17 protein-coding genes are annotated in these 16,795 nt (G+C 55.5%); 6 read left to right on the forward strand and 11 right to left on the reverse strand.

The genetic code is table 11. From position 1 onward, the window contains the following. Positions 1 to 18 precede the first annotated feature (18 nt). Entirely contained in the window at positions 19 to 507 is a 489-nt protein-coding gene (locus HGO37_RS04195) for a MaoC family dehydratase (RefSeq protein WP_250982242.1), read from the forward strand. Between the two features lie 116 nt (positions 508 to 623). On the opposite strand, the gene HGO37_RS04200 is transcribed toward HGO37_RS04195, so the two are convergent. Genes HGO37_RS04200 through HGO37_RS04215 form a run of 4 tightly spaced genes read right to left on the reverse strand, consistent with a single transcriptional unit; the run spans position 624 to position 5,752 of the window. After that, positions 624 to 1,178, reverse strand: coding sequence for a sarcosine oxidase subunit gamma (locus HGO37_RS04200; RefSeq protein ID WP_250982243.1), 555 nt, complete (start codon positions 1,176 to 1,178; stop codon positions 624 to 626). Continuing rightward, complete coding sequence (locus HGO37_RS04205) at positions 1,171 to 4,164, reverse strand: sarcosine oxidase subunit alpha (protein WP_250982244.1); 2,994 nt, start codon at positions 4,162 to 4,164, stop codon at positions 1,171 to 1,173. Before HGO37_RS04205 ends, HGO37_RS04200 begins: the two co-directional genes overlap by 8 nt. After that, complete coding sequence (locus HGO37_RS04210; RefSeq protein ID WP_250982245.1) at positions 4,161 to 4,481, reverse strand: sarcosine oxidase subunit delta; 321 nt, start codon at positions 4,479 to 4,481, stop codon at positions 4,161 to 4,163. Before HGO37_RS04210 ends, HGO37_RS04205 begins: the two co-directional genes overlap by 4 nt. A gap of 17 nt (positions 4,482 to 4,498) precedes the next feature. Continuing rightward, positions 4,499 to 5,752 carry a sarcosine oxidase subunit beta family protein gene (locus HGO37_RS04215; RefSeq protein ID WP_250982246.1) on the reverse strand — a complete coding sequence of 418 codons (1,254 nt, stop codon included), beginning with the start codon at positions 5,750 to 5,752 and terminating at the stop codon, positions 4,499 to 4,501. Positions 5,753 to 6,093: 341 nt separating this feature from the next. Here HGO37_RS04215 and rpsU point away from each other — a divergent pair, with 341 nt between their 5' ends. Together rpsU and HGO37_RS04225 are read left to right on the forward strand one after the other, a co-directional pair. Continuing rightward, positions 6,094 to 6,321, forward strand: a complete 228-nt coding sequence (gene rpsU, locus HGO37_RS04220) for a 30S ribosomal protein S21 (RefSeq protein WP_192488065.1) — start codon at positions 6,094 to 6,096, stop codon at positions 6,319 to 6,321. A 133-nt stretch (positions 6,322 to 6,454) separates the two neighbouring features. Then, a complete protein-coding gene (locus HGO37_RS04225) occupies positions 6,455 to 7,333 on the forward strand; it encodes a tetratricopeptide repeat protein (RefSeq protein ID WP_371815298.1) in 879 nt (292 codons plus the stop codon). 151 nt (positions 7,334 to 7,484) lie between these two features. Here HGO37_RS04225 and HGO37_RS04230 read toward each other — a convergent pair whose 3' ends face one another. The 4 genes from HGO37_RS04230 to HGO37_RS04245 all read right to left on the reverse strand — a co-directional run bounded on the left by HGO37_RS04230 (position 7,485) and on the right by HGO37_RS04245 (position 10,832). Next, positions 7,485 to 8,885 (reverse strand): NAD(P)(+) transhydrogenase (Re/Si-specific) subunit beta, encoded by a 1,401-nt coding sequence (locus HGO37_RS04230; RefSeq protein ID WP_192488063.1) that lies wholly within the window; start codon positions 8,883 to 8,885, stop codon positions 7,485 to 7,487. Between the two features lie 11 nt (positions 8,886 to 8,896). Then, positions 8,897 to 9,316: a proton-translocating transhydrogenase family protein gene (locus tag HGO37_RS04235; RefSeq protein ID WP_192488062.1), complete on the reverse strand. Its 420-nt coding sequence runs from the start codon at positions 9,314 to 9,316 to the stop codon at positions 8,897 to 8,899. Continuing rightward, positions 9,316 to 10,467 (reverse strand): Re/Si-specific NAD(P)(+) transhydrogenase subunit alpha, encoded by a 1,152-nt coding sequence (locus HGO37_RS04240; protein ID WP_250982247.1) that lies wholly within the window; start codon positions 10,465 to 10,467, stop codon positions 9,316 to 9,318. The genes HGO37_RS04235 and HGO37_RS04240 overlap by 1 nt, the downstream gene beginning before the upstream one ends. 140 nt (positions 10,468 to 10,607) lie before the next feature. Continuing rightward, the gene (locus tag HGO37_RS04245) at positions 10,608 to 10,832 is read right to left on the reverse strand and encodes an aa3-type cytochrome c oxidase subunit IV (RefSeq protein WP_192488060.1); all 225 of its coding nucleotides are present in this window, start codon (positions 10,830 to 10,832) and stop codon (positions 10,608 to 10,610) included. 349 nt (positions 10,833 to 11,181) lie between these two features. Here HGO37_RS04245 and HGO37_RS04250 point away from each other — a divergent pair, with 349 nt between their 5' ends. Together HGO37_RS04250 and HGO37_RS04255 are read left to right on the forward strand one after the other, a co-directional pair. Then, entirely contained in the window at positions 11,182 to 11,721 is a 540-nt protein-coding gene (locus tag HGO37_RS04250) for a TRAP transporter small permease subunit (protein WP_192488059.1), read from the forward strand. Positions 11,722 to 11,747: 26 nt separating this feature from the next. Further along, a complete protein-coding gene (locus tag HGO37_RS04255; protein ID WP_192488058.1) occupies positions 11,748 to 13,256 on the forward strand; it encodes a TRAP transporter large permease in 1,509 nt (502 codons plus the stop codon). Positions 13,257 to 13,334: 78 nt separating this feature from the next. Here the strand turns inward: HGO37_RS04255 and HGO37_RS04260 are convergent, their stop codons facing one another. Continuing rightward, on the reverse strand, positions 13,335 to 14,444 hold the full coding sequence (locus HGO37_RS04260; protein WP_250982248.1) for a TRAP transporter substrate-binding protein: 1,110 nt from the start codon (positions 14,442 to 14,444) through the stop codon (positions 13,335 to 13,337). Positions 14,445 to 14,746: 302 nt separating this feature from the next. On the opposite strand from HGO37_RS04260, the gene HGO37_RS04265 reads away from it, so the two are divergent. Beyond that, complete coding sequence (locus HGO37_RS04265) at positions 14,747 to 15,502, forward strand: gamma-glutamyl-gamma-aminobutyrate hydrolase family protein (protein WP_250982249.1); 756 nt, start codon at positions 14,747 to 14,749, stop codon at positions 15,500 to 15,502. Positions 15,503 to 15,564: 62 nt separating this feature from the next. Here HGO37_RS04265 and HGO37_RS04270 read toward each other — a convergent pair whose 3' ends face one another. Both HGO37_RS04270 and HGO37_RS26335 read right to left on the reverse strand, forming a co-directional pair. Then, on the reverse strand, positions 15,565 to 16,527 hold the full coding sequence (locus tag HGO37_RS04270; RefSeq protein ID WP_192488055.1) for a 2-hydroxyacid dehydrogenase: 963 nt from the start codon (positions 16,525 to 16,527) through the stop codon (positions 15,565 to 15,567). Positions 16,528 to 16,621: 94 nt separating this feature from the next. Continuing rightward, positions 16,622 to 16,753, reverse strand: a complete 132-nt coding sequence (locus tag HGO37_RS26335) for a hypothetical protein (protein ID WP_285200444.1) — start codon at positions 16,751 to 16,753, stop codon at positions 16,622 to 16,624. Between the last annotated feature and the right edge of the window lie 42 nt (positions 16,754 to 16,795).

The following is a 16,795-nucleotide window of genomic DNA, read 5'->3' on the forward strand; positions in this document are numbered from 1 at the left end:
CATTTCTGGTAAAATCTTATGACCCGCGAAATTTCATTAAAAGACGTAAAAGACCTGGTAGGCAATGAGATCGGTGTATCGGACTGGATCCTCGTCGATCAGCCGATGATTGACGCCTTTGCCAAGGCCACTCTGGACGAACAGTTCATTCACACAGACCCGGAACGCGCCAAGGTTGAAAGCCCGTTTGGCGGCACCATTGCCCATGGTTTCCTGACACTTTCGCTGCTGTCTGCCATCAATTACAGCGCGCTGCCAAAGATCCGCGAACAGACCATGGGTATCAACTATGGCTTTGAAAATATTCGCTTTGTCAGCCCGGTTAAAAGCGGTGCTCGTATCCGTGGGCATTTCACACTGGTTGAAGCACGCCTGCGCGGCGCGGCCATGATGATGACCAGCTACGATGTCTCGGTAGAAATCGAAAACGAAAAGAAACCTGCCTTGACCGCGCGATGGACAACCATCGTTCAGTTTGACCCCAAAGACAGACCGACCGAAGATTGAAAAAATGAAATCGGTCACGCCGATTTTCATGTCCCCTCGGCAGAATGGCCGTTTGGAAGGGTTTTGCTGGCCCGGTCTTTGACCGGAACAGCCCGTCGCGCTTTACACGTCAACTCTCAGAATATGACTTCGGATGCTGCCTCACGCACCAACCCGCCGACATATTCCGCAAATGAGCGCCAGCATTCCAGCCGGAACGTATCCTCGGTCACACGGAAGATCACCACTTCGGCCTTGCCAAACAGCGTGCGCGAAACCGCACCCACCGGGAAGGCCGCAAGCGACAGGTCCTGCGGGCAGCCTGCATTCAGCACATCGGCCGCATCCTCACCTGACACAATAAAGGCTGTGTTGCGGTGAGAAATATCAGCAGACGAATGTATTGCATCGACAGTGGCACACACCGCCATCAGATCTCCGCCTGATTGGTCGATCACCAGCCACTCATCCGGCCCGAGCCACAATGCTGAACGCAGTCCAGACACGCTGGATGTTTTGGGTCTGGTTGGCAGTACAAGACCAAGTGCCGTGGACAGAGGACCAACCGCATCTTCCTTGGCACGCAGCGAGATGCGTGATGCAAATGCCGCCTGTTCGATGGAAACACTGCCCTGAACACGCCGGAAGCTGGCATTCGGCTGTGTTCTTGTGGCTTCAATCGTATCAACCATGGATGCGGCCTCCTTCCTTGTCAAAGAACACCATATCGGTGACTTCGACGGCAATCGTTCTGTCTACGAGTGGGATATAAAGCGTCTCGCCCACCCGCTTATGGCCATCCACCACCAGGCCGAACGCGATGGAACGACCGAGATTTTCCGACCAGTAGGCAGAGGTGACATGACCGAGCATGGTCATCGGTTTGGGCTGGTTGGGATCGGCAACAATCTGACCGCCCTCTTCCGGTACGATGGTGGGTTCCTTGCTCAAGAGCCCGACCAATTGCTTGCGTCCGGACCGTAAAAGATCGGGTCGTTTCAACCCGCGAATACCGACAAAGTCCGTCTTCTTTTTGGAAACCGCCCAGGACAGACCCGCATCGTCAGGTGTCACTGTGCCGTCAGTATCCTGACCGACGATGATGTACCCCTTTTCGGCACGCAGAATATGCATGGTTTCCGTACCGTACAGGCAACCACCCACCGCTTCTGCCCGTTTACGAACGGCCTGCCAGACCGCCGGTCCGAAGTCAGCGGGAACGTTGATTTCGAAACCAAGTTCACCGGTGAACGACACACGGAACAACCGGGTTGGCACACCGCAGAACTTGCCTTCCGCAACACTCATATGCGGGAAGGCTTCGTTGGAAATATCAATGCCCTCAACAAACGGCTCGATCACCTCCCGCGCCTTTGGTCCCTGCACTGCAATGACCGCCCATTGTTCGGTGGTCGATGTCAGCCAGACATTCAGATGCGGGAATTCAGTTTGCAGATAATCTTCCATATGGTGCAACACGCGTGGCGCACCACCTGTTGTCGTCGTCACATGGAAACGGTCTTCCGCAATGCGCCCGACAACACCATCATCATACACAAAGCCATCTTCGCGGGTCATAATGCCGTAACGGCATTTGCCCGGTTTCAGCGTGTCCCAGGCATTGGTGTACATCAGATTGAGGAACTTTGCGGCATCCGGCCCAACAACCTCGATCTTGCCAAGGGTTGAAGCATCAAACACGCCGACCTTGTCACGGGCGGTCTTGCATTCGCGGTTGACCGCTTCATGCATGTTTTCACCGGCTCGCGGGAAAAACCACGCACGTTTCCAGTTACCGACATCTTCAAACACCGCACCGGCAGCCTCTTCAAGCGCATGCATCGGTGTCTTGCGCGTCGGATCAAACAGATGGCCACGCGAGTGGTTAACCAGCGTGCCGAAGGTCACCGGCGTATAGGGCGCACGGAAGGTGGTCAGTCCCACTTTCGGCAGGTCGCGACCCAGTGCTTCCGCAGCAATGGCAAGACCATGCATGTTGGAGAGCTTGCCCTGATCAGAAGCCATGCCGTTCGTCGTGAAGCGCTTGATATGTTCGATGGAGTGCATGCCTTCACGCACCGCAAGGCGAATATCCTTGGCGCATACATCGTGCTGGAAGTCGATAAAGGCTTTGACGCCGCTATCTTCCCCTGCACCTTCCGCCGCCCCGATCATGCCACCGGTCCAGTTGCGCGAGTTGCTGCCGGTGAAGTAGACATCGGCATCCTCGGCGGCACCGGCCGCTTTTGCGGCATTTTCACCGGCCGCAAGTGCCTCGGCAATCAGTGCTTCCAGATCATCCGTGCCATTGCAGGTGCCAACGGAAATACAGTCCTGCACGTGGACATCAGGCAGGAAACGATCATTCTGCGCATCGAACCGCAGCTTGCCGCGTGATTGTGAGAACAGATGTACTGAAGGCGTCCAGCCCGCCGAAACCAGCAGAGCATCAACCGAAATCTTGCGCTTGGACGCACCGCCGTTGCGACCGACCGTTATCGACGACACCCGCAGACGTCCCGATGTGTTGAAAACACTATGACCAGTCAGGACTGTGATGCCGAGCGAACGTGCCTCAGCCAACAGGCTTTCAGCCGGGTTATCGCGGCAGTCGACAATAGCGGCAATCTCGACACCGGCCTTTTTCAGATCAAAAGCCGTTTCATAGGCGGAATCATGGGCGGTATAGACGCCCACCTTGTGACCGACCGCCACACCATAATGATTGAGATAGGTGCGCCCTGCCGATGCCAGCATAATGCCGGGTCGGTCATTATTGGCAAACACCATATGACGTTCGATGGACCCTGTCGCCAGAACCACCTGCTTGGCGCGAACCTGCCACAGACGCTCACGCGGCTGCGCCTTTTCTGGCAGCACCAAATGGTCGCTCAACCGTTCCGCAAGCCCAAGGAAGTTGTGATTGTAATATCCAAACACGGTGGTGCGCGGCAAGATCCGCACATTTGGCATGGCTCTCAACTTGGCGATGGTTGCCTGCGCCCAGTCATATCCTTCCATGCCATCGATAATTGCACCCTTGTCGAAATGCAGGGCGCCACCGGCCTCCGGTTGCTCATCCGCAAGGATCACATTGGCACCGGTGCGGGCAGCAGCAAGTGCGGCCGTCAGACCCGCAGCGCCACCGCCCGCCACCAACACATCACAATGCGCGTAACGGGTTCCGTAGTGATCGGCATCCGCTTCATCCGGCACCACGCCAAGCCCGGCAGCCCGGCGAATGACCGGCTCGTAAATCTTGTGCCAGAAGCTCTTTGGCCACATGAAGGTCTTGTAATAAAAACCGGCGGCAAAAAACGGAGAAAACAGATCGTTGATCGCTCCAACGTCAAAAGACAGGGTTGGGAAGCGGTTTTGCGAACGGATGATGGCGCCGTCGAACACTTCCTGCACCGTAGCACGTACGTTTGGCTGGCGACGGCCCGCATCGCGCGACACATCAATCAAGGCATTGGGCTCTTCCGGACCTGCCGAAAGAAAACCGCGTGGCCGATGATATTTGAAAGAACGACCAATCAGGTGAACACCATTGGCCAGCAATGCTGCGGCCACCGTGTCACCTTCAAGCGCCGTGTAAATCTTCCCGTCAAAGGTAAATCGGGCAGTGCGTGCAGGCGTTAGACGCCCCACTCCGGCAATACGATATGCGCCGCTCATTTCGACGCTCCTCTGTCATTGGCAGTTTCAAGAATGGCATCGGCATCAGGCTTCGGTTCACCTGCCTTGTAAGTCAGGTAAATTCTGTCACTGACCGTGTGCCGGGCTGCATTGAAAAAACGCCCGCAGCCATGAATGTGGCGCCAGCGCTCAAAAATCAGCCCCTTGGTATTGTCACGCATGAAAAAGAACTCCGAAAAAGCCTCATCGGAAATCTCGGCAATGTTTTCAGGGCGCGCAATATGCGCCTCACCCGCCCAGCGAAACTCCAGTTCGGAACGGTCATCTTCGCAATAAGGGCAACGAATAATCAGCATGGTTTAGTCCTCAAGCCTTAGTGCGCAACAGCCGCAGCGGCAGCTTCATCGATCAGTCGGCCGGTGCGGAAACGGTCGAGCGTCAACCCGGCGGCCAGCCGGTGCGGCTCACCCCGTGCAATCAGATGCGCAAACAGATGCGCTGAACCCGGCGTCGCCTTAAAGCCGCCGGTACCCCAGCCGCAATTGACAAAGAGGTTTGGCACCGGCGTCACGCTCTGGATGGCGGAACGATCGGGTGTGTTATCCGTAATGCCACCCCACTGGCGCATCATCTTGACGCGACGCAGAACCGGGAAAAGCTCACAAATCGCATCCAGCGTGTGGGTGATGATCTGCAATCCACCGGTCTGCGAATAGGATGTATACTGGTCCGTTCCAGCACCGATTACCAACTCTCCCTTATCGGATTGGGAAATATAGGCATGCACCGTATTGGACATGATCACGCATGGAATGATGGGCTTGAGCGGTTCGGACACCAGCGCCTGTAGCGGCTGGCTTTCCAGCGGCACCCGCACATCAGCCATCGACATGACGACAGAGGAATGCCCGGCCGCCGATACGCCAATCTTTTTCGCGCCGATAAATCCACGGTTCGTCTCAACCCCGGTCACCGCGCCGTCAGGCCCGCGCCGGATGGCGGTTACTTCGCAATTCTGAATGATATGGACACCCCGGTCGGAGGCAGCACGCGCATAACCCCAGTTGACCGCGTCATGACGGGCCGTACCGCCACGGCGCTGCAAGGCGGCACCATTGATCGCATAACGGGCTGTGCCGGAGATATCGAGCGGCGGGCAATAGGCCTTGGCCTGTTCCGGTGTCAGCCACTCATTATCGATGCCATAAAGACGGTTCGCATTGATGTGGCGTTTGAACGACTGCATGTCATGGATGTTATGCGACAACATCATCACGCCGCGTGGCGAATACATGACGTTGTAGTTCAATTCCTGGCTCAACCCTTCCCACAGTTTCAGGGAATGCTCGAAAATGTCCATGCTCTCTTCGTAGAGATAGTTGGAGCGGATGATGGTGGTGTTACGTCCACTGTTACCCCCACCCAGCCAGCCTTTTTCCAGAACGGCAACATTGGTGATGCCATGCTCCTTGGCCAGATAATAAGCTGCCCCAAGACCATGCCCGCCACCGCCGATGATAATGACGTCGTATTCACTGCGAGGTTCGGGCGACACCCATTGGGCGTCCCAGCCCTTGTGACCGCGTAATGCTTCTCTGGCCACGGCAAAAACCGAATATTTCCGCATGTGATTTCAGACTCCCTTGGAAGGACCGGTAGAGTTTTTAACGCACCATACACATGACAAATCGCGACATGCCGTATCGTCCACTTTGCGACGCATGACACACGATGTTTTGACATGAAGCAACATATTCGTTGTATTAAGGCAGCGCTGTTGATTTGCCCGATGTCGGCGCAGCCGGGCTTTTTGACGCGCCGTCAAGGTTAACGGCTAGACTTTCTGCAGATCATCTGATATTGCACCACACCAATCGCGTGGCCGTCTGGCCAACGAACGATATTTTGTTTGCCTGAGGATGCCATTCGTCTTCGGCTCTAAGAACCAAACAAAGGAACGGGATACACGTGCAGGTACTAGTCCGCGACAATAATGTCGATCAGGCGCTACGCGTTCTGAAGAAGAAATTGCAGCGCGAAGGCGTCTTCCGCGAAATGAAGATGCGCGACCATTTCGAGAAGCCATCCGAGAAGCGTGTTCGCGAAAAGGCTGAAGCAATTAGCCGCGTTCGCAAGCTCGCACGCAAGCGTGCACAGCGCGAAGGCCTGGTTGCTGGCGCCCGTGCGGCTCGCTAAGCGGTCGTCTTTTCGACGTTTTTGAATGCTTGTTGGGCGGGGGCGAATTTTCGCCGCCGCTTTTTCAGTTTACGGCCTCAAGCATAGTTGAGTGCCAGGCCTTTAAGGGAAAAGACACCAGATGATCGCCGACATGAATTGTGCAACCGCTCGTTCCAACACTCTGCGGCGCAACGTGGTTGATAAGCACAAGACATCGGCACTGTTCCCGATCATGGCCTGCTTGCTAGTTGCCGGCCTCTCCGGCTGCGCCACAACCACTCAGCCATCTGACGCCATTCGTCTGGATCGTGCTCAGGGCTCCAGTGAAAACATCGCCTCCCTGTCATCGGTTATCAGTTCGAACCCGCAGGATCCGGAAGGCTATAATGTGCGTGGCTCCGCTTACGGCCGCGCTGGTGATTTCCGCCGTGCGCTGGCCGACTTCGACCGCGCCATCCAGTTGAACCCCCGCTTTTACCAGGCTTACGCCAATCGCGCGCTGGTCAACCGCAACATGGGGCAGCAGGCGCAGGCACTTGCCGATTACAACGCCGCCCTGCAGATCAACGCATCCTATGACGTGGCCTATATTGGCAGAGGTAACCTCTACCGCCAGACCGGCCGCACCAATGAGGCCTTCAACGATTTCAGCCGGGCGATCCAGCTTGAGACCACGGATGGGCGCGCCTGGCATAACCGTGGTCTGATCTACCAGCTCCGCAACCAGCATGCGCAGGCGATCGAAGATTTCTCGAAGGCCATCTCGCTGTCGCCAAGCTCACCAGAGCCCTATAACGGTCGCGGTATTTCCTACATCGCCCTCAACGACGATGAAAACGCATTTGCTGACTTCAACACGGCCATTGCGCTGGACGACAAGATTGCTGAATCCTGGGCAAACCAGGCTTTGGTCTATGAGCGTCGCAATGAGACGGCAAAGGCGGCAAAGTCCTATTCGCACGCAGCGCGTCTTGATCCCAAATACAAGCCGGCACTTGACGGCGTTGCCCGTACTCGCGGCGGCGCATAAAGCTCGAGCCTCACATAATCATGATCGAACGCCGGGAGGGAAACCTTCCGGCTTTTTGTATTCCAAACCATCACGAACTCTGGACGACGCAAGACAAAACAAAGAGCGTGCACTGCTGCACGCGCCCTTCAACACAATCTCAAGCCGATGATTAGTGGTTCATGGCCTTGACGATTTCTTCCGTCACCTTCTTGGCATCGCCAAGCAACATCATCGTGCCGTCCTTGTAGAATAACGTGTTGTCGATACCGGCATAACCGGAACCAAGCGAACGCTTCACGAAAAGGCAGGTCTTGGCCTTGTCGACATCAAGGATCGGCATGCCGTAAATCGGCGAGGTTTTGTCGTCACGCGCAGCCGGGTTGGTCACATCATTCGCGCCAATCACATAGGCCACGTCGGCCTGTGCGAATTCAGAGTTGATGTCTTCCAGCTCGAACACTTCATCGTAAGGCACATTGGCCTCGGCCAGCAGCACGTTCATGTGGCCAGGCATACGACCGGCAACAGGGTGAATTGCGTATTTCACTTCAACGCCGTTCTTTTTCAGCGTATCGGCCATTTCACGCAGCGCATGCTGTGCCTGTGCAACCGCCATGCCGTAACCCGGCACGATGATAACCTTGGAGGCATTGGCCATCAGGTAAGCCGCATCGTCGGCAGAACCCTGCTTGACGGTGCGTTGAACGCCATCGTCAGCGGTGGCAGCAGCTGCTTCACCGCCGAAGCCACCCAGAATAACCGAGATGAACGAGCGGTTCATACCCTTACACATGATGTAGGACAGGATCGCACCCGAAGAACCAACCAGTGCACCGGTGATGATCAGCGCCAGATTGCCGAGCGTAAAGCCGATACCGGCGGCAGCCCAGCCCGAATAGGAGTTCAGCATCGACACGACCACAGGCATGTCCGCGCCACCGATCGGGATGATCAGCAGAACACCGAAGACCAGCGACAGGGCAACGATCAGCCAGAAGACAAAGTGGCTTTCGGTAGCAACCAGAATGCCGATCAGCACGACAATGGCAGCGAAGATCGATGCGTTGATGACATGGCGCATCGGCAGCATGATCGGCTTGCCCGACATGCGACCATCAAGTTTCAGATAGGCAATGATCGAGCCAGTAAAGGTGATGGCACCAATTGCCACGCCGAGCGACATTTCAATCAGCGCCTGCGCATGGATCGAACCGAGCTCGCCGATGCCAAAGGATGACGGTGTGTAGATGGCAGCAGCTGCCACCAGCACAGCAGCAAGACCAACCAGCGAGTGAAAACCGGCAACCAACTGCGGCATCGACGTCATCGGGATTGTGCGGGCAATATAGGCACCGGCACCACCACCAATGGCAAGACCGAGGATGATCAGCACCAGACCGCCGAAGGACGGCGTTGCCAGAAGCAGCGTCGTGCCGATGGCGATTGCCATACCGACCATGCCATACAGGTTACCCTTGCGGCTGGTGGCAGGATGCGAAAGGCCGCGCAGTGCCATGATGAACAGCACACCGGAAACGAGGTAGAGGAAGGCGGCAAAATTTTGGGACATTCAGGCAGCCCTCACTTATCTTTTTTCTTGTACATGGCGAGCATGCGGCTGGTGACGAGGAAGCCACCGAAAATGTTGACCGATACGAGGACCAGCGCCACGAAACCAAAGCCGGTCGCAAGACCGGAGGTGGAAATGCCAACGGCAAGCAATGCACCGACCACGATCACAGAAGAGATCGCGTTGGTAACGGCCATCAACGGTGTGTGCAGTGCAGGCGTTACCGACCACACGACGTAATAACCGACGAAGATCGACAGCACGAAAATAGCCAGACGGAAGACGAAGGGATCGATTGCGCCGCCAGATACACCGTGCGCTGCCAAACCGACAGCGTCAACAACATCAGGCGTTTGCGCTGCTGCAGCCTTGACCGCTTCGACAGCCTGATCCAGCCCATCAAGAGCCTTGTTCAAAACTTCATTCGCCATCATGCGGCTCCTTCATTCTTGACGCCACCGAAATTCGGGTGAACGACGGCGCCGCCATGCGTCAGCATGGTTGCCTTGACCAGTTCATCTTCCGTGTTCAGGGCAAGTTGCTTGGTTTCCTTTGAGATCATCGTCTCCAGGAATGTAAGCAGGTTCTTTGCGTAAAGCAGCGACGCAGATGCCGCTACCCGGCCAGCGACGTTGCTATAACCGATGACCTTGACGCCCTCGACATAAGCAACCTTTCCGGCCTCGACACCTTCCACGTTGCCACCACGCTCGACAGCTAGATCAACGGCAATCGAACCGGAACGCATGGAGGCCAGCATCGCGCGCGAAACAAGCTTCGGTGCCGGACGGCCCGGAATAAGTGCTGTCGTGATGACGATATCCTGCTTGGCAATATGTTCGGCAACCAGAGCGGCCTGCTTGGCCTGATATTCAGCCGACATCTGCTTGGCGTAACCGCCAGCGGTCTCGGCGGCCTTGAACTCGTCGTCTTCAACGGCGATGAACTTGGCACCGAGAGACGCAACCTGCTCCTTGGCAGCCGGGCGGACGTCGGTGGCCGAAACCACAGCACCCAGACGGCGTGCCGTCGCGATGGCCTGTAGACCGGCAACACCGGCACCCATCACGAACACCTTGGCGGCTGGCACGGTACCGGCAGCGGTCATCATCATCGGCATGGCGCGGTCGTATTCGCCAGCCGCATCAATAACCGCCTGGTAACCGGCCAGGTTGGCCTGCGACGACAGAACGTCCATCGACTGGGCACGGGTGATGCGCGGCATCAGCTCCATGGCGAATGTCGTGGCGCCAGCTTTCGCCAGAGCGGCCAGCGCTTCTTCGTTGCCGTAGGGGTCCATGATGGCAATGACGATAGCGCCCTGCTTGATGGACTTGATTTCCTTGTCCACCGGGCGACGAACTTTCAAAATGACATCGGCGGTTTTGGCGTCGGTTGCCTTGCCAATTTTCGCACCCGCTTTTTCGTAATCCGCATCGGGAATACGTGACAGCAGACCTGCCCCGGCTTCGACAACAACCTCAAGTCCGAGGCCGATCATCTTTTTGACGGTTTCCGCCGAAGCGGCAACACGCGGTTCGTCCGGCGAGGTTTCCTTCGCCACAAATACCACACTGCTCAACGCAGACTCTCCTTAGATCGCTGGAAAATCCGGAGATGCGCCCGGCATGTTCCATCCATTAAATTTCACGGCAATACAGCCCGGTGGAGACGTTGATCTCCAGCAGGATGGCTTCAACCAATCAGATTGCTGACGAAATATCAGCGCAGGATAATTGTGCCCGCTACAAGCAGAACGACGAACACAATAAATCCACCGAAAAAGCCGGCAGTGGTGAAGAACCCTGCGGCCATGGCGATCATCAATGCGCAAAGCGCAATGGTACCCAGTTTGGTCGCGCTTAGAAAAAGATTGTAAGTTTTTTCGTGCTCTGCATAGTTCATCGGCGCGCCGACTTCGACAGGTCCGGTATGATGTTCGCTCATGGTAATTTCCCTTCCAAAAATCCGTAAAGGAACAGACGCTTTTTGAAGCGCGATACGCAATAAAACGCCGGAATACGTGACCTTTACGGCTCTCTCTCCACGCCGAGACCTAACACAAAGCAACTAAACTGCGCAATGGACGTGATGCCGCATCAAATCGATATAAATGCGCAAAGCACTACTATTGACGCATGTCAGGACCGTTGCATTTCAACAATACAACACATACAGAAATTTGAATGGCTTTTTCGCTGCCCGCTTAAGGGCAGGATACGATGCGTGGCAAAATCAATAAATATAGCCTTGGAGTCGGATCAGGGACGAAAAGACGACAAGAGGGGGGAGAATAATGACAGCTCTATTGAAGCTGAGCACGGTGATCGATGCGATCAGTGAGTTTCTTGGCAAGGTTTCAGGTTACCTCGTTCTGATATGCTGCCTCGTCAGTGCCATCAACGCCCTTGTGCGTTACATCTTCAACTACAGCTCCAACGGCTGGCTTGAAATCCAGTGGTACATGTTCGGGTTCATCGTGTTGATCGGCGCGTCCTATACACTACGCATGAACGAGCATGTCCGTGTCGACATCATCTATGGTTCGATTTCATCGCGTGCCCGTATCTGGGTCGATATTATCGGCATCACACTTTTCCTCCTTCCCGCCTGCTTCTACCTGATGTGGCTCAGTTGGCCGATGTTTGCCCTGTCCTTCCATCAGGGTGAAATGTCCTCGAATGCCGGTGGTCTTATCCGCTGGCCGGTCAAACTCATTATCGTTGCAGGTTTTGCGCTGCTGTTCCTTCAGGGTCTGTCGGAACTGATCAAGCGTTTCGGCGCTCTTGCCGGTTTGGTGGCACTCGACACCAAATACGAAAAACCACTTCAATAACGGCGTCGGGAACGGGGACTTAAAACATGTTCGAATACGGTATTCTGCCGCCACTCATGTTCGTCAGCATGGTCATTTTCATGCTGTACGGTTTTCCTGTGGCCTTTTCGCTCGCAACCGTCGGCCTGATGTTTGGCGTCATCGGTATTTTCACCGAGCATTTTTCACCAGCGTTTCTACAGGCTCTGCCGCTGCGTATCTTCGGCATCGTGTCGAACGATCTACTGCTGGCTATTCCATTCTTCACCTTCATGGGAGCAATTCTCGAACGATGCGGTCTGGCGGAGGATTTGCTGGAAGGCACCGGAAAACTGTTCGGCGCTGTTCCCGGCGGTCTCGCCTACGCGGTTATCGTCGTCGGTGCCATTCTTGGCGCCATCACCGGCACGGTTGCCGCCTCGGTTATCACCATGGGCGTCATTTCCCTTCCGATCATGCTGAAATACGGCTACAGCCCACGCCTTGCGACGGGTGTTATTGCCGCCTCCGGCACCATCACCCAGGTTATCCCGCCCTCGCTCGTGCTGATCGTTCTGGCTGATCAGCTAGGCAAGTCGGTTGGCGACATGTATCTGGGTGCTATCGGACCGTCCTTCCTTCAGGTCGGTATCTTCCTGCTGTTCATCTTCATCCTGTCGCTCGTTCGCCCGAAGGATGTGCCTGCCCTGCCGCCGGAAGCTCGTGGTGAGTTGAACCGCGCCCTCGTCCTCAAGGTGCTCGGCGGCATGATCCCATCCATCGTGCTGATCTTCCTGGTTCTGGGAACGCTGTTCCTCGGCCTTGCCACACCGACCGAAGCCGGTGCGCTGGGTGTTGTCGGTGCACTGGCACTGGCTGCAGGCCATCGCCGCTTGACCTGGGATCTCGTCAAGCAGGGCATGCACTCCACCATGCACATCACCTCCATGGTGGTGTTCATTCTGGTGGGCGCGACCTGCTTCAGCCTGGTGTTTCAGGGCATGGATGGTTCGTTGTGGATCGAACACCTGTTGTCTGGCATTCCAGGCGGCCCGATCGGCTTCCTGATCTTCGTCAACATCTTCATCTTCTTCCTCGCTTTCTTCCTCGATTTCTTCGAGATCGCCTTCATCGTTATCCCGATGCTGGCACCGGTTGCACAGTCGCTCGGCATCGACCTGATCTGGTTCGGCGTCCTGATCTGCATCAACATGCAGACCAGCTTCATGCACCCGCCCTTCGGGTTTGCGTTGTTTTACCTTCGCAGTATCGCACCGAGATCGGTCAAGACGTCAGATATTTACATGGGGGCGATACCGTGGCTCGGCATGCAGTTGATCCTCGTCGCCATCGTGATCTTCTGGCCCGAATCCGTGACCTATTGGCTGGACAAGGCACCTGAAGTCGACCTGAATTCGATCAAGATCGAGGTGCCAGCCTTCGGCAATCAGGGTGGCAACACCATGCCGAACTTCGGCCTGCCGCCGATGGACGGCGCTCCGGCACAACCGGGTGGTGGCCAGGGTGGTGGACTGCCCGGCATGCCAAATCTTAGCGAACCACCAAAGATCCAATAACAATCAAAAACCCCGCCAGATCGCTCTGGCGGGGTTTTACGTAGAACTGGCTGCGCTCAAGTAAAGTCAGCGAAGATCCTACAGCTTGCCGCTGCGTTGTTGGATCATCATGAACGTATCGAAGGTATATTCGGACAGCTGCATCCAGAGATAACCTTCCCGCTTGAACGCCGCCTGATCTTCATAGATTTTCTTGAAGTCAGCATTAGTAGCGGAAATCTCGCTGTAAACTTCCATCGACGCCTTGTAGCAGGCCTCTAACACTTCTTGGCTGAATGGCCGCAGCACCGCGCCCTCCGCGACCAACTGCTTGATGGCTGTCGGGTTCTTGGTGTCGTATTTCGCCATCATGTGGGTATTTGCATAAGCGCAGGCGTCTTGCAGTGCTGCTTGGTAATGCTTTGGCAAATTGTTCCACTGGTCAAGATTAACAAAGGCATGGATAGCAAGTCCGCCTTCCCAGAAGGCCGGATAGTAATAATATTTCGCCACCTTCTGGAAACCGAGCTTGTGGTCATCATAAGGTCCGATCCACTCCGCCGCATCGATGGTGCCTTTTTCAAGCGCCGGATAGATGTCGCCGCCAGCCACCTGCTGCGGCACGACACCAAGTTTCTCCACCACCTTGCCAGCGAGACCGGCAATACGCATCTTGACGCCCTTTAAGTCATCAACAGTGTTGATCTCCTTGCGGAACCAGCCACCCATCTGCGCACCGGTATTGCCGGCGACGATGCCGTAAATCTTATGCTTGGCATAAAACTCGTTCATCAGCGTGTTGCCACTGCCTTCATAGAACCAGGCATTGGTCAGGCGGGCATTAAGACCGAATGGAATGGCCGAACCAATCGCAAAGGTCGGATCCTTGCCAACGTAATAATAGGAGCAGGTGTGCGCCATCTCCACAGTACCGGATGATACAGCATCAGCAGCTTGCAGGCCGGGCACAATTTCACCGGCGGCAAATGTCTGGATCGTGAAGTTGCCATCGGTTGCCGCAGCAACATGTTTGGCGATGTCTTCTGCCCCACCAAAAATCGTATCCAGCGATTTGGGGAAGGATGACGTCAGACGCCACGTGATCTTGGTCTTTTCCTGCGCAATTGCCGGTGCGGCCAACGACACAGCTGCGGCACCTGCACCCGCACCTGTCACTGCACTGTTCTTCAAGAATGAGCGGCGATCCATATTATCCTCCCAGATAATCGCGACAAAGCTTGACCGTTCTCCCCACGGCTACGCCTGGTTGAAAGTAAACATGAGCACTTTGGCGCTGGCAAGATCAGCCACGATTTTCAGACACGCCAGAACCGGCCTGTTAGCCGCATTTACCGGCAAAAACGGGCGAAAATCCGCCTGCAGCACATAGCCTTAGACTAAAGAATGAGCTGCATTCAGCAATCACTTCGTGGGTTTTGCGGACGCTTGACTTCCGTCACGAACAGGCATTTTTACAAGGCTTGAAAATTTCAAGTTCAGCCGGAGACATCATGCCAAGACCAGTCATTGCCATCCCAGCCGATATCAGGGAGTTCGACGGCACAACATGGCATGCGGCACAGACACAATATATCAATGCAGCGCTCAAGGCCGCTGACGTCATGGCCTTCATTATCCCGGCACTTGTCGAAGGTAATGACATCGATGAAATCCTCGACCGGGTCGATGGCCTCTTGGTGTCCGGCTCCGCCACCAATGTGCATCCCTCACTTTACGGTATGGAAGCCAAGGAGAGCGACGGACCTTTCGATCCCGCGCGTGATGCGACCACCCTGCCATTGATCCGTCGTGCACTGGAACGCGGCATTCCTATGTTTGCCATCTGCCGTGGCATTCAGGAACTGAACGTGGCACTGGGCGGCACGCTGGCCAGTGAAATTCAGGAGCAGCCGGGCGTGTGGGATCATCGCAAACCCACTGATGTTGATCGGCACGAGGCTTATGCCATTCGCCAGCCAGTGATCATCCGCGAGGGTTCCTGCATTGCCCAGCATCTGGGTCTCGCAGGCGAAATCCAGATCAACTCCCTGCATCGTCAGGCGATTGCCGAAACAGCGCCGCGTCTGCAGGTGGAGGCGACTGCACAAGATGGCACGATTGAAGCCGTGTCTGTTATCGATGCAAAGGGATTTGCCGTCGGTGTGCAATGGCACCCGGAATATTGGGCTGAGACGGATGCACCGTCTCGTGCCCTTTTTGAAGCTTTCGGCAAGGCTATCAGAGAATATCAGGCCAGCAAGGCCTGATACCAGCACATCAATCTCGCCCGCAGAGGGAGAGATCAGATTTCAGCATGCCGTTGCGCCCGTCACCCCTTGACAGGAGTTTCCGGCACCGGCGTCAGTACTGTCTTGTCCTTGAACCAGCCAAGAAGATTGTCGGCCACCAGATCTGCCATCGCATTTCGCGTCGGAACGGACGCCGAAGCGACATGCGGCAATATCGAAACGTTATCGAGGCTCAGAAACGCATCCGGCACTTGCGGCTCATTGTAGAACACATCAAGTCCGGCAGCACCGATCACCTTATCCTGCAGCGCTTTAATCAGAGCATCCTCGTCAACGCTTGAACCACGGCCGACATTGATGAACACGCCCTGCGGCCCCAATGCCTTGAAGATATTGGTATCGATAATCTTGTGGGTCGCCGCCGTTCCAGGCACGATGCTGATCAAGGTATCGACCTTTTCAGCCATTTCCTTCAAAGAACCATAATAGGTGTAGGCCACGTCATCCCGCTTTGTGCGGGTGTGGTAGCCAAGATTGACCTTGAAAGGTTCAAGACGCTTGGCAATCTCCAGGCCGATACGACCGAGGCCCAAAATACCGATCGTACGACCCTTGAGCGAAAACGGCGAAAGGCCAAAAGCGCCTTCCTTGGCCCAACGGCCTTCACGCAAATAGTTCTCCGCCTGCGGCAGACGGCGCAGCGTATTGATCAGCAGCGCAATGGTGGTATCTGCCACCTCATCGTTCAGAACATCCGGTGTATTGGTCACGACAACGCCACGCGATGCCGCATGTTTGGCATCCACACCATCATAACCGACGCCAAAATTGGCAATGATTTCAAGCTTCGGCAAGGCATTCATCCAAGCCGCAGAAACAACGCCGGACACGGCAATACCACGAACGCGTTCAGCTACGCCCTCAGGCAGAACAAGCTCGCCACCGGCCGGAACGGTAATGATTTCAACATTGCCCTGCAGACGTTCGGTAACACGCGGATTGATCTTGCCAGGAACGAGAACGGTCGCTTTGGTATCAGACATGCACTTCCTCCATAGGGTCAGGACCCAGTAATTCATCCATTCTGCGAGGAAATTTTCGGTCTGAAGGGCAAAATGAGCCGTGCAAATGTAAAATTCATTTCAAGCTCAGCTTGTCTATCCATACGTCAAACAGCCCCGCGATGAAGGCTTTGAAGCCCTTGATCGCCTGTTGCAGGCAATGCATGACGGGATAAATAGCACCCCACATGCCCTTGTCTGCCGCCATACAATTCGAGACTTTAAAACAGAATAGTATGACTTTGAAAGG

The organism is Rhizobium sp. CG4 (genome assembly GCF_023701965.1).
Taxonomy (GTDB): Bacteria; Pseudomonadota; Alphaproteobacteria; order Rhizobiales; family Rhizobiaceae; genus Agrobacterium.

Excerpts from the sequence above, each read along its gene's own strand:
- HGO37_RS04210 (WP_250982245.1), bottom strand. The coding sequence starts at position 4,481 with ATGCTGATTATTCGTTGCCCTTATTGCGAAGATGACCGTTCCGAACTG.
- HGO37_RS04265 (WP_250982249.1), top strand. The coding sequence starts at position 14,747 with ATGCCAAGACCAGTCATTGCCATCCCAGCCGATATCAGGGAGTTCGAC.
- HGO37_RS04270 (WP_192488055.1), bottom strand. The coding sequence starts at position 16,527 with ATGTCTGATACCAAAGCGACCGTTCTCGTTCCTGGCAAGATCAATCCG.
- HGO37_RS04245 (WP_192488060.1), bottom strand. The coding sequence starts at position 10,832 with ATGAGCGAACATCATACCGGACCTGTCGAAGTCGGCGCGCCGATGAAC.
- HGO37_RS04215 (WP_250982246.1), bottom strand. The coding sequence starts at position 5,752 with ATGCGGAAATATTCGGTTTTTGCCGTGGCCAGAGAAGCATTACGCGGT.
- HGO37_RS04260 (WP_250982248.1), bottom strand. The coding sequence starts at position 14,444 with ATGGATCGCCGCTCATTCTTGAAGAACAGTGCAGTGACAGGTGCGGGT.
- HGO37_RS04235 (WP_192488062.1), bottom strand. The coding sequence starts at position 9,316 with ATGGCGAATGAAGTTTTGAACAAGGCTCTTGATGGGCTGGATCAGGCT.
- HGO37_RS26335 (WP_285200444.1), bottom strand. The coding sequence starts at position 16,753 with ATGGCGGCAGACAAGGGCATGTGGGGTGCTATTTATCCCGTCATGCAT.
- HGO37_RS04250 (WP_192488059.1), top strand. The coding sequence starts at position 11,182 with ATGACAGCTCTATTGAAGCTGAGCACGGTGATCGATGCGATCAGTGAG.
- HGO37_RS04255 (WP_192488058.1), top strand. The coding sequence starts at position 11,748 with ATGTTCGAATACGGTATTCTGCCGCCACTCATGTTCGTCAGCATGGTC.
- HGO37_RS04230 (WP_192488063.1), bottom strand. The coding sequence starts at position 8,885 with ATGTCCCAAAATTTTGCCGCCTTCCTCTACCTCGTTTCCGGTGTGCTG.
- HGO37_RS04195 (WP_250982242.1), top strand. The coding sequence starts at position 19 with ATGACCCGCGAAATTTCATTAAAAGACGTAAAAGACCTGGTAGGCAAT.
- HGO37_RS04200 (WP_250982243.1), bottom strand. The coding sequence starts at position 1,178 with ATGGTTGATACGATTGAAGCCACAAGAACACAGCCGAATGCCAGCTTC.
- HGO37_RS04225 (WP_371815298.1), top strand. The coding sequence starts at position 6,455 with ATGAATTGTGCAACCGCTCGTTCCAACACTCTGCGGCGCAACGTGGTT.
- HGO37_RS04205 (WP_250982244.1), bottom strand. The coding sequence starts at position 4,164 with ATGAGCGGCGCATATCGTATTGCCGGAGTGGGGCGTCTAACGCCTGCA.